Origin of the sequence: Lachnospira rogosae (ex Hitch et al. 2025), assembly GCF_040096455.1 — a bacterium.
Classification (GTDB): Bacteria; Bacillota; Clostridia; order Lachnospirales; family Lachnospiraceae; genus Lachnospira; species Lachnospira rogosae.
The window spans coordinates 510,436-531,548 of record NZ_JBBMER010000001.1; the positions used below are offsets into that span (position 1 = coordinate 510,436).

The 21,113-nt window shown below is 35.2% G+C and carries 15 protein-coding genes and 1 pseudogene; 2 read left to right on the plus strand and 14 right to left on the minus strand.

All coding sequences use genetic code 11. From position 1 onward, the window contains the following. Positions 1–60: 60 nt before the first annotated feature. The 3 genes and pseudogenes from WMO14_RS02350 to WMO14_RS02360 all read right to left on the minus strand — a co-directional run. Positions 61–195 (minus strand): annotated as a pseudogene (locus WMO14_RS02350) (DNA-directed RNA polymerase subunit omega); the annotation flags it as partial. A 2-nt stretch (positions 196–197) separates the two neighbouring features. Further along, complete coding sequence (gene gmk / locus WMO14_RS02355; protein WP_022501419.1) at positions 198–830, minus strand: guanylate kinase; 633 nt, start codon at positions 828–830, stop codon at positions 198–200. A gap of 93 nt (positions 831–923) precedes the next feature. Next, positions 924–1,802 (minus strand): YicC/YloC family endoribonuclease, encoded by an 879-nt coding sequence (locus WMO14_RS02360; RefSeq protein ID WP_055174975.1) that lies wholly within the window; start codon positions 1,800–1,802, stop codon positions 924–926. 228 nt (positions 1,803–2,030) lie between these two features. Here WMO14_RS02360 and WMO14_RS02365 point away from each other — a divergent pair, with 228 nt between their 5' ends. Then, on the plus strand, positions 2,031–3,767 hold the full coding sequence (locus WMO14_RS02365; protein WP_090140564.1) for an Rqc2 family fibronectin-binding protein: 1,737 nt from the start codon (positions 2,031–2,033) through the stop codon (positions 3,765–3,767). Between the two features lie 76 nt (positions 3,768–3,843). Here the strand turns inward: WMO14_RS02365 and WMO14_RS02370 are convergent, their stop codons facing one another. From WMO14_RS02370 to WMO14_RS02390, 5 genes are all read right to left on the minus strand, one after another. After that, positions 3,844–5,016, minus strand: a complete 1,173-nt coding sequence (locus WMO14_RS02370) for a hypothetical protein (protein WP_349153201.1) — start codon at positions 5,014–5,016, stop codon at positions 3,844–3,846. A gap of 68 nt (positions 5,017–5,084) precedes the next feature. Further along, a complete protein-coding gene (gene tyrS / locus WMO14_RS02375; RefSeq protein WP_055175095.1) occupies positions 5,085–6,305 on the minus strand; it encodes a tyrosine--tRNA ligase in 1,221 nt (406 codons plus the stop codon). A gap of 681 nt (positions 6,306–6,986) precedes the next feature. Further along, a complete protein-coding gene (locus WMO14_RS02380) occupies positions 6,987–7,481 on the minus strand; it encodes a VanZ family protein (RefSeq protein ID WP_022501170.1) in 495 nt (164 codons plus the stop codon). Positions 7,482–7,775: 294 nt separating this feature from the next. Further along, a complete protein-coding gene (gene pyk / locus WMO14_RS02385) occupies positions 7,776–9,206 on the minus strand; it encodes a pyruvate kinase (RefSeq protein ID WP_022501169.1) in 1,431 nt (476 codons plus the stop codon). Positions 9,207–9,351: 145 nt separating this feature from the next. After that, a complete protein-coding gene (locus tag WMO14_RS02390) occupies positions 9,352–10,368 on the minus strand; it encodes a DUF1751 domain-containing protein (RefSeq protein WP_022501168.1) in 1,017 nt (338 codons plus the stop codon). Positions 10,369–10,637: 269 nt separating this feature from the next. Here WMO14_RS02390 and WMO14_RS02395 point away from each other — a divergent pair, with 269 nt between their 5' ends. Next, a complete protein-coding gene (locus tag WMO14_RS02395; protein ID WP_349153208.1) occupies positions 10,638–14,852 on the plus strand; it encodes an acyl-CoA dehydratase activase-related protein in 4,215 nt (1,404 codons plus the stop codon). 420 nt (positions 14,853–15,272) lie between these two features. Here the strand turns inward: WMO14_RS02395 and WMO14_RS02400 are convergent, their stop codons facing one another. From WMO14_RS02400 to WMO14_RS02425, 6 genes are all read right to left on the minus strand, one after another. Next, a complete protein-coding gene (locus WMO14_RS02400) occupies positions 15,273–15,947 on the minus strand; it encodes a uracil-DNA glycosylase (protein WP_022501165.1) in 675 nt (224 codons plus the stop codon). An 18-nt stretch (positions 15,948–15,965) separates the two neighbouring features. Beyond that, positions 15,966–16,730, minus strand: coding sequence for an imidazole glycerol phosphate synthase subunit HisF (hisF, locus tag WMO14_RS02405; protein WP_022501164.1), 765 nt, complete (start codon positions 16,728–16,730; stop codon positions 15,966–15,968). Positions 16,731–16,745: 15 nt separating this feature from the next. Then, positions 16,746–17,351 carry an imidazole glycerol phosphate synthase subunit HisH gene (gene hisH, locus WMO14_RS02410; RefSeq protein ID WP_055306665.1) on the minus strand — a complete coding sequence of 202 codons (606 nt, stop codon included), beginning with the start codon at positions 17,349–17,351 and terminating at the stop codon, positions 16,746–16,748. After that, a complete protein-coding gene (locus tag WMO14_RS02415; RefSeq protein ID WP_055174989.1) occupies positions 17,348–19,213 on the minus strand; it encodes a midas domain-containing protein in 1,866 nt (621 codons plus the stop codon). Before WMO14_RS02415 ends, hisH begins: the two co-directional genes overlap by 4 nt. Before the next feature lie 50 nt (positions 19,214–19,263). After that, on the minus strand, positions 19,264–19,776 hold the full coding sequence (locus tag WMO14_RS02420) for a hypothetical protein (RefSeq protein ID WP_022501161.1): 513 nt from the start codon (positions 19,774–19,776) through the stop codon (positions 19,264–19,266). Between the two features lie 75 nt (positions 19,777–19,851). Beyond that, complete coding sequence (locus WMO14_RS02425; protein ID WP_022501160.1) at positions 19,852–20,751, minus strand: chemotaxis protein; 900 nt, start codon at positions 20,749–20,751, stop codon at positions 19,852–19,854. Positions 20,752–21,113: the final 362 nt, after the last annotated feature.

Genomic DNA, 21,113 nt, shown 5'->3' on the forward strand with positions numbered 1-21,113 from the left:
TTCCTTTGGAGCGTTCTCAGCCTCAATACGAGCCTTTCTAACCTTCTCCTCTATTGTTCTTGCATCAATAATCTCTTTAGCTCTTGCGGCAGTAGCCTTAACAATTGAATAACGGCTCTGTACGATTGGCTGTTCGCCGTCCTCTACCTCACTATTAACAACTGCCATTAATTCTGAATATGATGGATGTAACATTATTATTCTCCTTTCTCATAAGCTTTAAGCTCTTCTTTAATATTATTAATTAAACTCATATTGTTAACTGCTTTTCTCTTCTCACTGTTAACTATAGAATGAATTGCCTCAACACAATCATCCACTTTATCATTGATAACTATATAGTTATAATTCTCTACGCCCTTAGCCTCATCACTGGCTCTTTGCAGTCTTGCCTTTATTGTGGCTTCATCTTCTGTTCCACGTCCTACAAGTCTTCTCTCTAATTCTTCTGCACTTGGTGGCATAATGAATAAAAGAACTGCATCTGGATACATCTTCTTAATATTAAGTGCACCCTGAATCTCGATTTCAAGTATCACATTCTTACCTGCTTCAAGCTGTTCCTCGACATATGCCTTAGGTGTTCCATAATAGTTGCTGACATACTTTGCATACTCAATCAATTCAGAATTATCAATCATACTCTCAAATTCTTCTGTTGATTTAAAGAAATACTCTCTTCCATTCTGTTCACCTTCTCTTGGTGAGCGGGTTGTCGCTGAGATAGATAGAGCATAATCATTATGAAGCTCTAATAATCTCTTAACTACAGTTCCCTTTCCAGCTCCTGAGAAACCTGAAATTACAAGTAATAAACCTTTCTCTTTCATCTCTATTCTCCAATCTGTAAATACCTGTTGGCACGCACACAACATAAGTGTACAAGTTATTATACAGAAATACACCGATTCGTGCAAGCTTTTTTATTCTATATTCTGTATCTGTTCCCTTATTTTTTCTATTTCTGTCTTTAAATCTATAGCTGCATTTGATATTTCTATATTATTCGCCTTAGATAAAGTTGTATTGGCTTCCCTGTTCATCTCCTGTGCTATGAAATCCATCTTTCTTCCAATCCCTCCGTCTTCGTTAAGGCATTTTCTTGCGTGTTCAATATGACTTCTTAATCTTACTGTCTCCTCATCTACGCATACTTTATCAGCATATATAATCACCTCAGAAGCTATCCTGTTCTTATCTATATCAGCATCTGAAAGGATTTCTTCCATCTTGGCTTCTAACTTCTTCTTATAATCTTCTATTATCTGTGGATTTTTTGTTTCAATATAAGAAACAAGCTCCTCCATATGGTCTAACTTTAACAAAAGATCATTCTTTAAGTTCTCACCCTCAATAATTCTTGTATCAGCAAGCCCCTTGCAGGCTTCTTCTATTGCCTCATTAATAAAGTTCCACAATTCTTCTTCATCTTCCTGCGATTCTTCCATTGTGATAACCTCTGGGTATCTTGACAAAGCTCCAACAGTAATATCATTTCTTATATTAAAACGCTCCTCCATCTGTCTGAATATATTCATATATTCCCGTGCTATGCTTTCATTAAACTTAAGGCTTACATTGCTCTCTGAATTATCCTCGTATGTAATAAATACATCAATCTTTCCCCTTGATGCATATTTCTTAATTGTATCCCTTATTCTTGCCTCAAATATATTAAGCTTTTTAGGCATCTTTATACTGTTCTCAAGAAATCTGTGGTTCACCGACTTAATCTCTACTGTTATTTTACGGTTGCCTCTCTCTATCTCGCTTCTTCCAAAGCCAGTCATACTTTTTATCATCAAAGTGTCCTCATTTCATTTATTCATTGTTGATAACATTAAAAAATATTTTAATACTAAATGTAGTTTAATACATCGCTTATTAAACATCAACTTACATATCAAACTTTTAATTACAACTGCTAATTATATCAATTTTACTTTAACCATACAAGACAACATCTATAAAATGTGCTATCATTTATTCTAAAGTATTAATGGCGTACCAATACGCCAGAATGGAGTATTATGGCATTTGATGGAATTACAATAGCGAATATTGTACACGATTTAAACAACACAATTCTTGGTGGAAGATTATATAAGATTGCAGAGCCAGAAAATGATGAGCTTTTACTTACCATAAAAGCTAATTCTGGACAATACAGGCTTGTATTATCTGCAAATGCTTCACTTCCGCTTGCATATATGACTAAAGATAATAAGCCAAGCCCCCAGCTTGCACCTAACTTTGTTATGTTTCTTAGGAAGCACATCAATAACGGACGAATTATATCAATAACACAACCCGCTTTTGAGCGAATAATTGATATTGAAATTGAACATTTAGATGAATTAGGTGACCTCTGCCGTAAGCATTTAATCACAGAATTTATGGGCAAACACAGCAATATCATATTATGCGATGACAATAACACAATATTAGACAGTATTAAGCATGTGTCAGCACAGATAAGCTCTGTCAGAGAAGTTCTTCCAGGAAGGGAATATTTTATTCCTAATACATCTAACAAGCACAATCCGATGAATATGGATTTTAATACCTTTAATGAAAATATATTATCACAGCCTAAGACTACTGCCAAAGCCTTAAGCAGTGCTTACACCGGAATAAGCACCTGCATATCAGAGGAAGTCTGCCACAGGGCACATATTGACAGTGCCAAACCAGCCAACTGTCTGTCCAGTGCTGAAAGCATAGCTCTATTTGAGGCATTCAAGGCTATTATTGATGGCGTGGCAAATGGAAGTTTCAGCCCTAACATCGTATATTATAACGGTGCACCAGCAGATTTTGCCGCTATTTCTCTTACTATGTATGATAAATCCGAAAGCTACACCTCAATAAGTGAATGTCTTATCGGTTATTATCACGAAAAAGAAGTAAGAACACGAATTCACCAGAAATCGACTGATATAAGAAGAATAATTACAACTCATCTTGAGCGTTCTTATAAAAAGCTTGATATTCAGGAAAAACAGTTAAAGGATACTGAAAAACGTGACAAATACAGAGTGTATGGAGAGCTAATCAACACATACGGCTACAATATCGAGTCTGGTGCAAAAAGCTTCACAGCTCTTAATTATTACACTAACGAAGAAATCTCTATTCCTTTGGACGATACATTGACACCAATTGAGAATGCGAATAAATATTTTGCACGATACAACAAATTAAAACGTACTTACGAAGCTGGTGTAAGACTTATCGAAGAGATTAAAGATGAGATTATGTATCTTGAATCAATAATAAATGCCCTCGATATTGCAACTACTGAGAATGACCTTAATAATATCAAAGAAGAACTTATCATAACCGGCTATATCAAGAAGAACAGCAAATCCAAAAGCAAGGATAACAAGAACAACAAACCTCTGCACTATATATCATCAGACGGTTTTGATATGTATGTCGGCAAGAATAATCTTCAGAATGATGAACTCACATTTAAATTTGCTTCTAATAGTGACTGGTGGTTTCATGCCAAGCAGATACCTGGCTCTCACGTTATAGTTAAGACTAACGGCAAGGAACTGCCCGACAGAACCTTTGAGGAAGCTGCCGCACTTGCAGCCTACTACTCTAAAGGCCGCAACCTTGATAAAGTTGAAGTCGATTATGTATTAAAGAAAGAAGTCAAAAAGCCTGCCGCTGCCAAACCAGGCTTTGTTGTATATTACACTAACTACTCTCTTATCGCCATAGCTGATATTAAAGGCATTAAAGAAGTTACTGGCTGATAAAAAACTGGTTGTCCGAAAGCTTTATATGACTTTATCATATAAATGTTTTCTGGACAGCCAGCTTTTTATTTAATTAACTTAAAGTTCTTAACCCTGTAACAGCTAACACTATAACTCCTATAACATCAGCCACAGCACACAGCATATACATAACTGAAAGCGAAGCCCTGTTTAGTCCTGCCACAATAAGCATAACAAGACTTAACACAAGCAATGTGCCTGCTATTATATACATACACTTTATATTAATTCTTTCATTAACGACCAATACAATAAATATTATGCCTGTGATTAATGATACGCTCATTCTTACAAGATACCATACAAATGCAGCTTCTGTTAAATCACACAGCGTATTATCTGTTGTAAGGTATCCAAATAATGATGGCGGATTAAACGCATATATAACGGATGGAATAATAACAATAATACTAAATACAGCTATCTCAATAATCATAAGTTTATTATTATTATTTAATACTATTGCAACGCAGGTTACAATAGTAAATATAATAAGCCACGACCAGTTAAAATAGAATTTACTTCCAATATAATAGTCCTGAATATATCCTGCTACAGTCTGTATATACTCATCTGATGATAACATCACCACTCTTGAAATAACAAGATTTCTAATAACTTCAAGTATAAGAAAACCTGATAATGCAGGGAATATATATATAACAGCATTATTATATGCCATCTTATCATTATATATTTTTAGCTTTGTTATTGTACTGCTCTTAACCATTAAAAGTCCTAATACTGATAACACCATAACAAGAATATAAGCTATTGGTATTCTGGACATTAATTGTACTGTCTGTATATTACCAATGTCCGATTTATTCATATAAAAGCTATTTATAAGTATATGAACACCTTTTGAACTTTCTGTTATTCTTGCAAATAACAATAACGCACCTGTTATAAATGCACTTATATTAGCAGCTATTGACAACCTTGATGCCATACTCACCTTTTTGTATACACATACCGCCGCAGTCACAAGTAGTAATATCGTTATTGGAAATATAATCTTATATATGCTCCCAAAACCAGCATAAAAATAATAATTATAAATTGATGTATCAAGCGTATCGCCATCATATACATTACTATTCATTCTGTTAAGTATATTCTGAAATGTATGCTCCCCTACAAAAAATAATAATACAGCCGCATTTATAACCATAATTAACGCAAGGCTCATAAGCCTTATAAAGGTAATTTCACTCTTTTTCATACTTATCCTCACTCTTTAACTCTCCAGAACCAGCAGTATTACTGCCGGCTCTGAAACATTTTACAATATTATGCCTGTACCTTTATAAATGACTTCTTACCCTTCTTAACAACTACTCCATCACCAGCAAAGAATTCTTTATCAAACTTTGCTGCTATATCAGATACCTTTTCACCTGCAACAGAAGCACCGCCCTGTGAGACAACTCTTCTTGCTTCTGACTTAGTAGCTGCAAGACCTGCTGCGTGAATTAACGATACAATATCAATGCTTCCATCTGTAAAGACATCATCTTCAAGCTTAACTGCTGCCATATTAGCCGCATCACCTGATGTAAATATAGCCTTAGCTGTTTCCTCTGCCTTCTTAGCTTCTTCCTCACCATGAACCATCTTAGTAAGTTCAAATGCAAGTATTTCCTTAGCTCTATTAAGCTGTGCACCTTCCCACTTATCCATTTCATCAATCTGCTCAAGTGGTAAAAATGTAAGCATACGGATGCACTTTAATACATCTGCATCAGCTACATTTCTCCAATACTGGTAGAACTCATATGGAGAAGTCTTTTCTGGATCAAGCCATACAGCACCGCTTACTGTCTTACCCATCTTCTTACCCTCTGAATTAAGAAGAAGTGTGATCGTCATAGCTGAAGCATCCTTACCAAGCTTCCTTCTGATAAGTTCTGTACCACCAAGCATATTGCTCCACTGGTCATCTCCACCAAACTGAAGATTACAACCGTATTTCTGGTATAACATATAGAAATCGTAACTCTGCATAATCATATAGTTAAATTCAAGGAATGTAAGACCTCTCTCCATTCTCTGCTTGTAGCACTCAGCTCTTAACATATTATTAACTGAGAAGCACGCACCGACTTCTCTTAAAAGGTCAACATAGTTAAGCTTCAAAAGCCAGTCTGCATTATTTACAAATAAAGCCTTATCATCTGAAAAATCGATGAACTTGCTCATCTGCTTCTTAAAGCACTCACAGTTATGCTCAATCTGCTCTGGTGTAAGCATTTTTCTCATATCTGTCTTGCCTGATGGGTCACCAATCATACCTGTTCCGCCACCGACTAATGCGATTGGCTTATTGCCTGCCATCTGAAGTCTTTTCATAAAGCAGAGTGCCATAAAATGTCCTACATGAAGACTATCCGCTGTTGGATCAAAACCAATATAGAATGTAGCCTTTCCATTATTAATTAAATTCTTAATTAATTCTTCATCTGTTACCTGTGCAATTAATCCTCTTGCAACTAACTCGTCATAAACTGTCATTTCTGCCATTTCTGTTCTCCTGTTCCTATTACGTTATTATTTGATAAATGATACATAACCCTGTTAATAACAAAAAAGAGCATATCTTTCATCCTTGTTAAAGGACGAAAGCATATGCTCCGTGTTACCACCTTTATTCATAAACAGCTCACACTGTTCACCTTAACGGGTCTTATGATCCTTGATACTGTAACGTGTACCACACGTCGCCCCTACTAAGCACTATATGCCTTTCAGTTTGCTGCTACGGAATGTATTCAGAATAACTATCCACTGTGCCTCTCATCAGCCGGCTACTTTCTGTTGCTTACTGTTATGCCTACTTGTTTCCATCATCGCATTATATTAATATAGATGATAATCTTACTGTCAACCTCATACAACTTATTATGAAAATTGCATAATAAAATATTATATTCTGATATTCGACACCTGATTATCATATGTCTACTAAAGCTTATACCATATAGTTGCTAATTTTGCAAGCGTTATATCATATTTTTGCACTCATTATATCTTTATTCCTGTGCTGCTTTTCAGCACATACAAAGTTCCGTTAGGAACTTTTAAGATGAGTGCTTTCGCACTCATTATATCTTTATTCTTGTGCTGCTTTTCAGCACATACAAAGTTCCATTAGGAACTTTTAAGATGAGTGCTTTTGCACTCATTATATCTTTATCAATTAATATTATTGCATTTTTCACCTTTATGTTTACACATATTTTTATATATAATATATACTATAATAAGTCCTATTATGCTCCCTGCCGCATCTATCAACACATCTAACACACAACCATACCGACCTGGCACGAATGTCTGATGAAACTCATCTGTTGCTGCAAATGCTATTGCTATAACTGCTGATATGACAGGAATCCTTACACCCTTAATCCCATCAACTATAAGTGCAATCATTACAAATATTGAAAAAATTGCATATTCTGTCATATGTGCAGCTTTTCTTATTGGAAACTGCACCGCCTCTATCATACTTTCCCTGTTATTCTCATTACAATCTATAATTCCAGCCTTATCACACACTGTAAGTATAATATCCGCCGCCTTATAGCTTAGCCCTGATGACTCTTCCCCATCCTGCTTTGAAAAGCCAAATATAATCATTGCCATAACAATGGCTGGGAGCCATATCAATATCTTTTTTATGCTCATATTCAAATCCTTTAATATACACCTATGTTATTATCAAACTATTCTGCTATTTTTTTTAATATCAAGCTGCATATTCTATTCTAACCTCCTTAATTGGTTTCAAAAACTCATCTACATCACTCCCATTGCATATATATAATTACGTATATTTATTTTTCGATTATTATATCATTCAATTTTTATATTTTCAATTATGTAGTGTTCTAACCAACTTAAAACAAGCCCACAAAACCAATTTCACAAGGTTTTGTGGGCTTATATAACTATCTGAAATATCTTATACCAGCTATAATATTAGAGTGTAACAACTCTCATTGTATTAGTAAGACCTCTCTTAGCTGATGGATCAGATGTTGTAGCGATACCGGCAGATACGATAACTGTATCTCCTTCTTCTACATATCCAGCCTGCTCAGATACAACTAAAGCGTGCTCAATAATCTTATCTGTTGAAGTCTCTGTAGCTGTCTTTAATGGTCTTACTCCCCAATAAATCTGCATCTTTCTAAGAACATTATCATATGGTGAGCAGCCGATAATTTCTGCATTTGGCTTTAATTTAGATGTAAGTCTTGCTGTGAATCCTGAAATTGTTGGGCATACAATAGCCTTTGCATTAAGGTTATCAGCAGTCTGAACTGTTGCGTTACATACAGCACTTGAAATGCTTCTCTTGCTGTGAACCTTAGCGATATCTGCAGATCTTCCCTTGATATCCTGCTCTGTTCTTTCAGCAATCTTAACCATCATCTTTAATGCTTCAAGTGGATACTTACCATTAGCTGTTTCACCTGAGAGCATAACCACGTCTGTACCATCATAGATAGCGTTAGCAACGTCAGTAACCTCGGCTCTTGTAGGACGTGGATTTCTAATCATAGAATCTAACATCTGTGTAGCTGTAATAACCGGCTTATATGTTGCGTTACACTTCTTGATAATTTCCTTCTGGTAATGAGGAACATCTTCTGCTGGAATCTCTACACCCATATCACCTCTGGCAACCATAATTCCATCAGCAACTTTGATAATTTCATCAAGATTTTCAATACCCTCTGCATTCTCAATCTTAGCGATAACCGGAATATCAGCACCATGCTCCCATAAGAGCTGCTTGATTTCCTGAATACAAGCTGCATTTCTTACGAATGAAGCTGCAATAAAATCAAATCCCTGTTCAATACCAAATATAATATCATCTTTATCTTTATCTGTAATACCTGGAAGCTTAATGCTTACGTTAGGTACATTAACACCCTTCTTAGAACCAAGTTCACCACCATTGATTACTGTACATACGATATCCGTACCATCGACTACCTCTTCTACTCTAAGCTCAATAAGACCATCATCAATAAGAATAGTATTACCATTAGCTACATCTGCTGGAAGACCTGCATAAGTAATCATATCAATAGTATCATCACCTACAATATCTCTTGTTGTAAGTGTGAACTTCTGACCTTCCTTAAGTGTAACCTTCTTGTCATCCTTAAGCACACCAGTTCTGATTTCTGGTCCTTTTGTATCAAGAAGTGTAGCTATAGGCTTGTTAATCTCTTCCCTTACGCTCTTAACTAATGCAAAACGGCCTGCCTGTTCTTCATGGTCACCATGTGAGAAATTAAATCTTGCAATATCCATACCACTAAGTGCAAGCTGCTTAATAAGCTCTCTATCATTAGTGTTAGGACCCATAGTACATATAACCTTAGTCTTTTTCATTATAACCTCCAAGTAAATAAAATAAATTAAATTCAAAACAATCCAACAAATTATACTTAATAACACATAAAATAGCAATACCCATTCTGAAATTGTTATGATAATTAAGTGTTATTAATAATATATACCATCATATTACCATATATTATTGTGTTTTGCCAATATGAATATGTGTATATAAATGTTCATTACAATATTCATAATTGCCAGCACATTTTGAGCAGAATCTGAACACAAGATTTTCATCGTCTAATTCCGTTCTTCCACACACAGCACATTTGTGCTTAGGTGTTCCATTAGCAGGTCTGTATGGCTTATTAGCCCCCTGCCATGTTGTCTTTTCACTATTGGCATTATAAAATGTTTCATTAAAGCTCTGTCTGCTGCCATTATTCTTCTGTGCTTTTCCTGCTGTATGCATAGCCTTATTATAATTCTTCTGTGTAGAAGTCTTAAAAGGTCTTCTCTTAGACACTGTAATGAATATTATAAAGTTAATCATAGACACTAAAGCTGCAATCGCATTGGCATAACATCCCATTCCGCTTCCTGACAGAAGTCCTGCATTGTATAAACCTTTCCACATAGTCCAGCCAAAGTTCACTCCGCTTACTGCAATTGTTGGAACAATAAAGCCTCCAAGAATAATTATTGCAAATACTATTCCGTCAAGAAGTGCCATCCATTTAATCTTGATCGGTATTACAAAGAACAACAACACTTCCATATCCGGCTGTTCCATAGCAAAAGCCATAAATAAAGCAAGGTTAATATAATGTGTGCTCATATTAAAACTTATGCCAAATATAAGATATATTATAAGAGCCGCAATTATATTAAGTATTACTCCCGAGAAGAAATACACATTAAACTTAAATGACCCCCATATATTCTCTAACACTGTTCCTATAAGATAATAGAAATAAAGTGAAAAGAATACAAATATTATGCTTGTTGATGGTGGCTGTATAATAAATGTTACAAGCCGCCATATCTGTCCCTTAAATATATATGCAAAATCCAATGAAAGATATGTGCTGTAAACCCCAGGTGCAAACACCTCGAATACAAAACCTACAGCATATAACACAATAATATACATCATTAAATTCTGTATTGCATATTTAGAATACTTTCTTTCTAGTTTCTGAAACCAATCCATTAAACTCCTCATTTCCGCAGGAATAATTCCCACATTATTAAATTATGTATATTTAAAGCGATTTAATAATAAAAGTATAAAAACAAAACCTATGTTTGTCAATTATATAACAATAATAGTATTATTAATTTTATATAAACAATGTTCTAACAAGTGTTGAATTTCTGTGTCATTTCTTATATAATATGTCGGATTGTAACTTTTCGATTTTATTATATATTTTTCGACACGATATAATTAACAAGGAGGTCGGCTCTGCCGTAATGACTATGAACAAATACAGATTAGGTATTGATATTGGCTCTACAACAGTAAAGATCGCTATTCTTGATGATAATAATAATATTTTATTTTCTGACTACGAAAGACATTTTGCTAATATTCAGGAGACCTTACAATCTCTTCTTGAAAAGGCTGTCGCTCAGTTAGGTGAATTTGAAATATACCCTGTTATCACAGGTTCTGGCGGACTTACACTTGCCAAGCATCTTGAAGTACCATTTACACAGGAAGTTGTCGCTGTATCTACAGCACTTCAGGATTATGCACCTCAGTGTGATGTTGCAATAGAACTTGGTGGTGAAGATGCCAAGATTATATATTTTACTAATGGTATCGACCAGCGTATGAATGGTATATGTGCAGGTGGTACAGGTTCTTTCATCGACCAGATGGCTTCACTTTTACAGACAGATGCTTCTGGTCTTAATGAGTACGCCAAGAATTACAAGTCAATATACCCTATTGCCGCAAGATGTGGTGTATTTGCCAAATCAGACATACAGCCTCTAATTAACGAGGGTGCTACTAAGGAAGATTTATCAGCTTCTATTTTTCAGGCTGTTGTCAACCAGACAATCTCTGGTCTTGCGTGTGGCAAGCCTATCCGTGGCAATGTGGCATTTCTTGGTGGTCCGCTTCATTTCTTATCAGAACTTAAGCAGGCATTTATCCGCACATTAAGCTTAACACCTGAACAGGTTATAGCACCTGACCACTCTCATTTGTTTGCGGCAGTTGGCTCTGCTATGAATTATGATGAAAATGTATGTGTAAATGTTGCAGATATTATCAAAAGACTTTCAGGCAAAATCAAGCTTGAATTTGAAGTTGAACGTATGGAACCACTTTTTGCCAATCAGTTAGCTTATGATGATTTCACTAAAAGACATAATGCACATCATGTAAAGACTGCTGATATAATCACTTATGAAGGTAACTGCTACCTTGGTATTGATGCAGGCTCTACAACAACTAAAGCTGCTTTAGTAGATGAAGATGGTAATTTATTATACTCATTTTACTCAAGCAACAACGGTTCTCCTCTTGATACTACAATCAAGGCTGTTAAAGACATTTATACAAAGCTTTCACCTAAGGCTAAGATTGTGCAGGCCTGTTCAACAGGTTATGGTGAGGCTCTTATCAAGTCAGCACTTATGCTTGATGAAGGTGAAGTTGAAACTGTGTCCCACTTCTATGCTGCTGCATTCTTTGACCCTGAGGTTGACTGTATTATAGATATCGGCGGACAGGATATGAAGTGTATTAAGATAAAGAACCAGACAGTTGATTCTGTCCAGCTTAATGAAGCCTGTTCTTCAGGATGTGGTTCATTTATCGAAACATTTGCAAAGTCGCTTAACTACTCTGTTCAGGACTTTGCCAAAGCTGCACTTTTTGCCGAGCACCCTATTGATTTAGGTACAAGATGTACAGTATTTATGAACTCTAAAGTCAAGCAGGCTCAGAAAGAAGGTGCGGAAGTCGCTGATATTTCTGCCGGTCTTGCTTATTCAGTTATCAAAAATGCTTTATATAAAGTTATTAAGATTGCTGACCCTAACGACCTTGGAAAGCACATTGTTGTACAGGGTGGTACTTTCTATAATGATGCAGTATTAAGAAGTTTTGAAAAGATTACAGGTGTTGATGCCATAAGACCTGATATTGCTGGTATTATGGGAGCATTCGGAGCTGCTCTTATCGCAAGGGAAAGATATGACGGCATATCTGAATCATCAATGCTTTCAATAGATAAGATCAACCGTCTTACATATGAAACAACACTTACAAGATGTAAGGGTTGTACTAACAGTTGTCACCTTACTATTAATAAGTTCTCTGGTGGCAGGCAGTTTATAACTGGTAACAGATGTGAAAGAGGTCTTGGAAAAGAACGAAATAAAGAACATCTTCCTAACCTTTTTGATTATAAATTCCATAGACTTTTTGATTATGAACCATTATCCGCTGACCTTGCAGTGCGTGGAACTGTTGGTATTCCTAGAGTACTTAATATGTATGAGAACTATCCTTTCTGGTTCACATTCTTTACTAAGCTTGGATACCGTGTAGTTCTTTCGCCTCAATCCACAAGAAAGATTTATGAATTAGGTATTGAATCAATACCTTCTGAGTCTGAGTGTTACCCAGCCAAGCTTGCACACGGACATATAAGCTGGCTTATCAAGAAAGGTATTAAACTCATATTCTACCCTTGTGTTCCTTATGAACATAAAGAGATTGATAACACTAATAACCACTATAACTGCCCTATTGTAACTTCTTATGCAGAAAATATTAAGAACAACGTTGAAGAATTAAAGACAGAAAATATAGATTTCAGAAATCCTTTCCTCTCATTTGAAAGTGAAGAAATTCTTGCCAAACGACTTAAAGCAGAATTTCCTTTAATTCCCGCACCAGAAATCAAGGCTGCTGTTCACGATGCGTGGGAAGAACTGATGCAGTCAAGAACTGATATGCATAATAAGGGTGAAGAAGTTATTAAATACCTTAAAGAAAATAACAAACGTGGTATTGTACTCGCTGGAAGACCTTACCATATTGACCCCGAGATTAACCATGGTATTCCAGAACTTATCAACTCATATGGAATAGCCGTTCTTACTGAAGACAGCGTTGCCCACCTTGGAAATGTTGAAAGACCACTTATTGTTATGGACCAGTGGATGTACCACTCACGTCTGTATGCCGCAGCAAGCTATGTCAAGACTCAGGATAATCTTGATCTTATACAACTTAATTCATTCGGCTGTGGACTTGATGCAGTTACTACAGATGCCGTTAATGATATTCTTACTAAGTCTGGCAAAATATATACAGTTCTTAAAATTGATGAGGTTAATAACCTTGGTGCTGCAAGAATACGTGTCAGATCACTTATTGCCGCACTTAAAGTAAGGGACAAGAAAAATTACCAGCGACAGTTAGTTTCAAGTGCATACAAGCGTGTTGAATTCACACCTGAGATGAGAAAGAATTACACTATTCTCTGCCCTCAGATGTCACCAATACATTTTGACCTGCTTGAACCTGCTCTTAATTCGTGTGGATATAACTTCGAAGTTCTTGCCAATGATAATAAATCGTCTGTAGATATGGGACTTAAATATGTTAATAATGATGCCTGCTACCCTTCTTTAATGGTTGTCGGACAGATTATGAACGCGGTTCTTTCCGGTAAATATGATTTAAGCAAGACTGCCATTATAATTACGCAGACTGGTGGTGGCTGTCGTGCTTCTAACTATATTGGATTTATAAGACGTGCTCTTGAGAAAGCTAATCTTGCATACATACCAGTTATTTCTTTAAGTGCACAGGGACTAGAGTCTAACTCAGGCTTTAAGTATGATCTGCCTATGTTAAAGAAAGCTATGATGGCTATTGAATACGGTGATGTATTTATGAATGTTGTATACAGAACAAGACCTTATGAGAAGGAAAAAGGCTCTATTAACGCACTTCACGAACATTGGAAAGAGATATGTATAAAGCAGCTTACTTCTGACAAAGTAAGAATGAAAGACTTCAATAAAAATCTGCGTGATATAGTTCACGATTTTGATAATATTGAACTTCTTGATATTAAAAAACCTAGAGTTGGTGTTGTTGGAGAAATTCTTGTTAAATTTCTTCCCGCCGCTAACAATTATCTTGTAGATTTATTGGAAGCTGAAGGTGCTGAAGCTGTTGTTCCAGATCTTATGGGATTTCTTCTTTATTGTGCAGAAAATGCTAACTTCAAACACAAGTACCTTGGTGCTTCATCTAAGTCAGCATTTATCAATAACGTGGTAATTAAATTGCTTGAGTGGTTCAGAAAAGCTGGTAACGAAGCATTAGCACAGAGCAAGAGGTTTGATGCTCCATCTTCAATTAAAGAAACTGCTGCTCTTGCCAAAGACCTTGTGTCACTTGGTAACCAGACTGGTGAAGGCTGGCTTCTTACTGGTGAAATGATTGAGCTTATTCATAACGGTGCTGGAAATATTGTATGCTGTCAGCCATTTGCCTGCCTTCCTAACCACATTGTTGGTAAGGGCGTAATCAAAGAATTACGTGCAGCATTCCCTGAAGCTAACATAATCGCCGTGGATTATGACCCAGGTGCATCAGAAGTTAACCAGCTTAACAGAATTAAGCTTATGCTTGCTACTGCTAACAAGAACCTTTAATGTCTGATGTTTACTAAATCAGATTTATTACCGTGAACTTATATAAAAGGCTGAGTGTTGCATATTTATTGTATACATATGTGTTATAGAAACATCTGTATATAATAAATATGCTGAAATATTTAATTTCAATATATTGAAATTAAATAATTTCAAGTGTATAATACTAATAAATGGAGGTCGGTAATATGAACTTTTTATTATTTTTAGGACCAATTATTGGTGTTGCAGTTGCTATATTTGCAGTTGTAGTAATTATTGCTGTAATAGGAGCTGTTGCAGGTTCAGAAGAAGATTTTGATGAATAGACATTTCTTCCGTAGTTTTATTTTCTAAGTAAAAAGCAGCGTTGATTGACAACCTACTATTAAGGGTTGTCAATCAACGCTGCTTTTTATTTATTTTAAAATATTCATAATATCAGATATTCTCTATCTGCCAGTCAATAGGCTCAACTCCATGGCTTTCAAGGAATTCGTTACATTGGCTGAAATGCCTGCATCCAAAAAATCCTCTATATGCTGATAAAGGACTAGGGTGTGGACACTTTAATATAAGATGCTTAGGATTGGTAAGCATAGGTATCTTTCTCTGTGCTGGTGAACCCCAGAGCATATATACTATCGGTCTGTCCTGCATATTAACCGCATTGATAACTGAATCAGTGAACTGTTCCCAGCCCATTCCCTGATGTGAATTAGCATTATGAGCTCTTACTGTTAATACTGTATTTAACAATAGTACGCCTTGATCAGCCCATTTTTTAAGGTAGCCATTATTAGGATAATAACAGCCACAGTCATCGTGTAATTCTTTATATATATTCTGTAGTGACTTAGGAATAGGATTGCCCGGAAGAACCGAAAAACTAAGCCCATGTGCCTGATTTACCTCGTGATATGGGTCTTGTCCTAATATGAGCACTTTAACATCTTTTAAAGGTGTAAAATGAAATGCATTAAAAATATCGTCTGCTGGAGGATAGACAACACATCTGCTATATTCGTCTTTTACAAATGTATACAACTTTTTGTAATAATCTTTCTTAAATTCATCACTTAAAGCATCTTTCCAATCATTAGTTATCATTGACATAATAACACCCTCCAATATCTACTTAACTAATCTTATAGGTATTCCCTTATCAGATAAATACTGCTTTAAATCATTTATCTCCATCTCTTTATAATGGAATAAAGAAGCAGCTAATGCAGCATCTGCCATACCTTCTGTAAAGGCATCATAAAAATGCTCCATATTGCCAGCCCCACCAGAGGCTATAACTGGAATTGATACATTAGAGGCAACCTCTCTTGTAAGTTCAATATCGTATCCTGCTTTAGTACCATCACAGTCCATACTTGTAAGAAGTATCTCTCCTGCTCCAAGCTGTTCTGCCTTAACAGCCCACTCAACAGCATCAATATTCATATCAACTCTTCCACCATTCTTATAAATGCTCCAATGACCATCTTCCTGTCTTTTGGCATCTATTGCAACAACCACACATTGACTGCCGAACTTATCAGCCGCCCTTGATATAAGTGTTGGATCCATAATTGCCGCTGAATTAATAGATATCTTATCAGCACCTTCTCTTAAAAGCACCTTAAAATCATCTACTGTTCGTATTCCTCCGCCTACAGTGAATGGAATAAATACTTTTTCAGCAACTTTTCTTACTAAATCAACAGTTGTATTTCTTCCGTCACTTGAAGCTGTTATATCAAGAAATACAAGCTCATCAGCTCCTGATTTGTCATACATTGCAGCAACTTCAACTGGGTCTCCAGCATCCTTTAAATCAACAAAATTAGTACCTTTTACAACTCGTCCATCTTTGCAGTCAAGGCATGGTATAATTCTTTTAGTAAACATATAACATTCTCCATTCTATAATTCAGCAAAATTTTTAAGTATTCTTAAGCCTGTTTCACTACTCTTTTCTGGGTGGAACTGACACGCAAAAAGATTACCTTTTTCTACTGAAGCATGAATATGTGTTGAATATTCAGTAGACGCTGCTACAATATCATCATTATCAGCTTTTAGATAATATGAATGTACAAAATATACATATGGATTAGCATTGATTCCTGCAAACAATCTCGCATTATCCTTAACATTTAAGGAATTCCAGCCCATATGTGGTATCTTAAAGCCTTCCTTAGCTGGAATTTTAAATATCTTTCCTGGAAGAAGGTTAAGACCTTCAGCTCCTGGTGTCTCTTCGCTTTCCTTGAATAAAAGCTGAAGTCCAAGGCATATTCCAAGAAATGGTGTATCCTTAGCTACAACATTTTTAATTGTATCTACAAGTCCAAAACGATCCAGATTGTTCATCGCATCACCAAATGAACCTACTCCAGGAAGAATAACTTTATCTGCCTGAAGTATCTCACTTGAATCTCTGGATACTATAACTTCTTCACCGAGTGCTATTAACGCTTTCTCAACACTCTTAAGATTGCCTGCATCATAGTCAATAATCGCTATCATTTTACTGCCTCTCCATATGCTTCTATCTTGTAATAATAAGTAACAAAATCGCTATTAGACATATCTGCTAAAGATATAGCTTCTGTCTCTGATATCTTATATGTATCCTTAAGTGCATTGATAATCTTATCATAGCTTTCCTTCATCTTATCATCTACGCCTAATTCTTTACCTTCAGCCCTGTATGTCTGATATCTGTCAACACCCTTTATAAGAGCATTAATTGCCTCTGTATTCATATTCATCTTTCTGTAATTAAGATATGACTCATACTGTCTTTGAACATACATAACAACCTTTGACTGGTTATATATTGTCTCTTCATTACCTGAAAGGTTCATACCACTTAAACTATTATAAGCTTTCTCGTATTCGCCATTGATAAAGTAATCTTTAGCTGCATTTACTTTACTGTTGTAATTGATACTATAGCCAAATACCTGTATAAGCATAATAATTCCTGCTATAAGTAATATAAATAAAATGATTGATTTTGGTTTAATCTTAAGAATATCACCTGGTTTAGGTGGTTCTTTAACTTTAACTTTTTTAGGTTTCTTTTCTTTCTTAGGCTTCTTATCTTTTGCCTGTTTAGCCTGCTTTTTCTTTTCTTCTTTCTTAGCTGCAGCCTGTTTCTTCTTCTCCTCAGCCTGAGCCTTTTTTGCTTCCTTAGCCTCAGCCTTCTGCTGATTTTCTATTTGTTCCTGTTCTTCTTCAAGCTTACCTTCTTTTTCCTGCCTAATCTTAAACTGCTGATACCTATACTTAATCTTAGCAATTAAGCCCTTCTTAGGTGCTTCTGGCTGGTCAAGATTAGCTTTACCATGAAATACCTCATCAATGAGCTTCTCATTCTCATCCTGCTCTTTTCCATCATCCACTGTGTTAGTCTTAGCAGCTATTGCATTATCAGCAGTCTTTTCAAGCAATTCTCCATCGCCTGTTGCCACATTTGCTTCATTAAGATCATCTTCAATACTTTCAAAGAAAATGTCTTTTATAACAGAAAAAATACCTTTTTTATCTTTTTTCTTTTGCTTTTTGTTGTGCTTCTTTTTCATAGAAGCTTTATCAGCCTGTGCTTCATCGGCATCTGAAGCTTTATTCTGCACACTGTCTTTATTAGCTGCTTCTGTGCCATTGTCATCAGATGTGCTATCTGAAGCTGCATTTGCCTCATTATCAGCATTGCCTAAAGAAGCATTATCTGCTGATGAAGCTGAATTATCGGATGATGTATCCTCAGCAGCTACCTCATCTTCTGACTGCATACCGTTCTCTTTAAGAAGCTCATTCATAGATGATTCATCTGCATTATCATTCATCTCACCTATAAGATCATCCAAATTCATACTTGCAAGACGGTCTTTTTCGGTATCTGATAAACCCATATCATCCATAAGCTCATCGTTCTTATCAAGATTAGTACCAGCAGCTTCATCAACTGGAGTGTCATCTAACATCTTATCAATAGCTTCATCTGCCTGCTTATCCTTAGATGTATCATCTGCTTCTGTCTGCTTATCTGCTTCCTGTGCCTTCTTAGCAACTTCCTCAGGAGTTAATTCTGATACTGTATCATCAGTTATAAATGTTTCCTCCGTATCAGAAGCCGCCATATGACGAGGAACTGTCATAACATCTTTTAATAAATCTTCTATATTATCGTCATTAAGATTTCCATCCTCATCATCATATATATTTTCAAATTTAGTACTCTTCTCATTAGACTTTTCAAAGGCTTCCCTTACCTGCTCTTTGATCTGTTCTTCCTCTTCATCCTTATTCTCTGATTGTGCATTCTCATCTTCAGATAATGATTTCAATAAGCCATCAAGGTAATCCTCTTCATTCTCTGCCACAATTCCACCACCTTCGTAAAATTATAAATAAAATTCTACCATAAAGAATATTAATTAACAACATTAACTAACTCTTTCAATACTTCATATGAGTTAATCTTCATTGTACAAGCTTTGTCTGCTATTTCTTTAGGTATCTGATAAAACGTACTATGTACCCTGTAAAAATGTGCTTTATCATTAATCATAACAATTCTCTCAAATGGCCACCTTATAAGATTAGGATTGTTAAATCCTTCCCCTATCTCAATAACAAGCAGCTTCTTAGCCAATGTCGCTGATAACCATTTGTTGTAAAAATCCCACTGTTTCTCATCTTCATTAATATATGGACAAACCATTCTTTTGGGATTTATTGTTGATTCACCTAGATAATTATGCTTGGTAGACGATATAATAAAATAATTATTCTTATCAAGAAGTTCACCAAACTTATTAAGCATATCTATAAGATTACCATCATTATTATTAAGTGCTTCATCACCAAGACCTATTAATATATAATCATAATCTTTAACATCTTCTCTAATTCTATTACAGTAATCTTGTAATGTATATTCCATATCTATCCTCACAGCCTTAACAATAAATTATGGTGCTATCATTATATAGATAACACCATAATAACATAAATAATATTATCTGAGAAGTTTATCAATCTCATTAACTAACAATCCAATCTCTGGCTTAGATAACTGTACATCAGCTCCTAATGCTTCTCCCTTAGCTCTCATCTGATCATTAATTAATGATGAGAATATAACAACTGGTATATTCTTTAATTTATCATCTGTCTTGATAAGCTTTGTCAATCTGTGTCCATCCATTAATGGCATCTCTAAATCAGTTATAACACAAGCTACATCCATCTGTGCATCTTCTGAATCCTTCAGAGCAACAAGATTCTCCCAGGCCTCCTGTCCATTAGCACATAATGTAAGATTATCATATCCTGACTTAATAAGTGAGTCTGAAATAAGCTTCATAAGTAATGGAGAATCCTCTGCAATTACAATATGTGCTTCATTCTTAGTTCTTCCTTCAAGCTTTTCAATATCTGATACTTTTAATCCTGTCTCTGGACTTATATCTGATACAATTCTCTCAAAGTCAAGAATGATAATTAACTGTCCATTAATCTTAACAACACCTGTTGCAATTCCGCTGTCAGCACTGCTTATTGTGCTGTCTGGCTTAATAATATCTGTCCAGGATACTCTATGTATTCCAACAACCGATGCCACATGAAATGCAACATTAAGCTTATTAAAATTAGTGATAATAAACATATCCTTTGTAATATCTTTAGAAGGTGCACACTTAATAACCTTAGCTAAATCAACTATTGTTATCATTAAATCTCTTGGCATAAACACACCTTCTACACAAGGATGTGAATTAGGTACTGGTGTAACCTTGCTATATGGAACTATCTCTTTAATCTTAGCGACATTAATTCCATAATGATTCCCTCCAACTATGAATTCAAGCACCTCTAATTCATTAGTACCACTTTCCATTAATATATTAGTTTCCATATAGTTTTATCCTCCATAAATCCCGTACTTTTATTGGAATATTATAACAAATCACATACATAATTTCAATTGCTATTACATATAATTATGCAAAATATGAATATTGTCCAATATATTATCTACTTGAATACTTATATTTAAATGCTGATGTTTAAATACTGATATTATTGTATATAACAATATTATTAAAACTTTCTAATCTATATAATATCTACATAATATATAAATTGATGATAATAAAAAAGAGGCTTTAAAGCCTCTTAAATAACAATTATTCACTACTCATTCAAAACTGCACATTAAATATATCTTATACATCCGTATCCTGTCAAGTACTTTCGTACTTTCCTTAAGAATAACTC

Coding starts and splice junctions, on each gene's coding strand:
- gmk (WP_022501419.1), bottom strand. CDS start 830: ATGAAAGAGAAAGGTTTATTACTTGTAATTTCAGGTTTCTCAGGAGCT.
- WMO14_RS02360 (WP_055174975.1), bottom strand. CDS start 1,802: ATGATAAAAAGTATGACTGGCTTTGGAAGAAGCGAGATAGAGAGAGGC.
- WMO14_RS02365 (WP_090140564.1), top strand. CDS start 2,031: ATGGCATTTGATGGAATTACAATAGCGAATATTGTACACGATTTAAAC.
- WMO14_RS02370 (WP_349153201.1), bottom strand. CDS start 5,016: ATGAAAAAGAGTGAAATTACCTTTATAAGGCTTATGAGCCTTGCGTTA.
- tyrS (WP_055175095.1), bottom strand. CDS start 6,305: ATGACAGTTTATGACGAGTTAGTTGCAAGAGGATTAATTGCACAGGTA.
- WMO14_RS02380 (WP_022501170.1), bottom strand. CDS start 7,481: ATGAGCATAAAAAAGATATTGATATGGCTCCCAGCCATTGTTATGGCA.
- pyk (WP_022501169.1), bottom strand. CDS start 9,206: ATGAAAAAGACTAAGGTTATATGTACTATGGGTCCTAACACTAATGAT.
- WMO14_RS02390 (WP_022501168.1), bottom strand. CDS start 10,368: ATGGATTGGTTTCAGAAACTAGAAAGAAAGTATTCTAAATATGCAATA.
- WMO14_RS02395 (WP_349153208.1), top strand. CDS start 10,638: ATGAACAAATACAGATTAGGTATTGATATTGGCTCTACAACAGTAAAG.
- WMO14_RS02400 (WP_022501165.1), bottom strand. CDS start 15,947: ATGTCAATGATAACTAATGATTGGAAAGATGCTTTAAGTGATGAATTT.
- hisF (WP_022501164.1), bottom strand. CDS start 16,730: ATGTTTACTAAAAGAATTATACCATGCCTTGACTGCAAAGATGGACGA.
- hisH (WP_055306665.1), bottom strand. CDS start 17,351: ATGATAGCGATTATTGACTATGATGCAGGCAATCTTAAGAGTGTTGAG.
- WMO14_RS02420 (WP_022501161.1), bottom strand. CDS start 19,776: ATGGAATATACATTACAAGATTACTGTAATAGAATTAGAGAAGATGTT.
- WMO14_RS02425 (WP_022501160.1), bottom strand. CDS start 20,751: ATGGAAACTAATATATTAATGGAAAGTGGTACTAATGAATTAGAGGTG.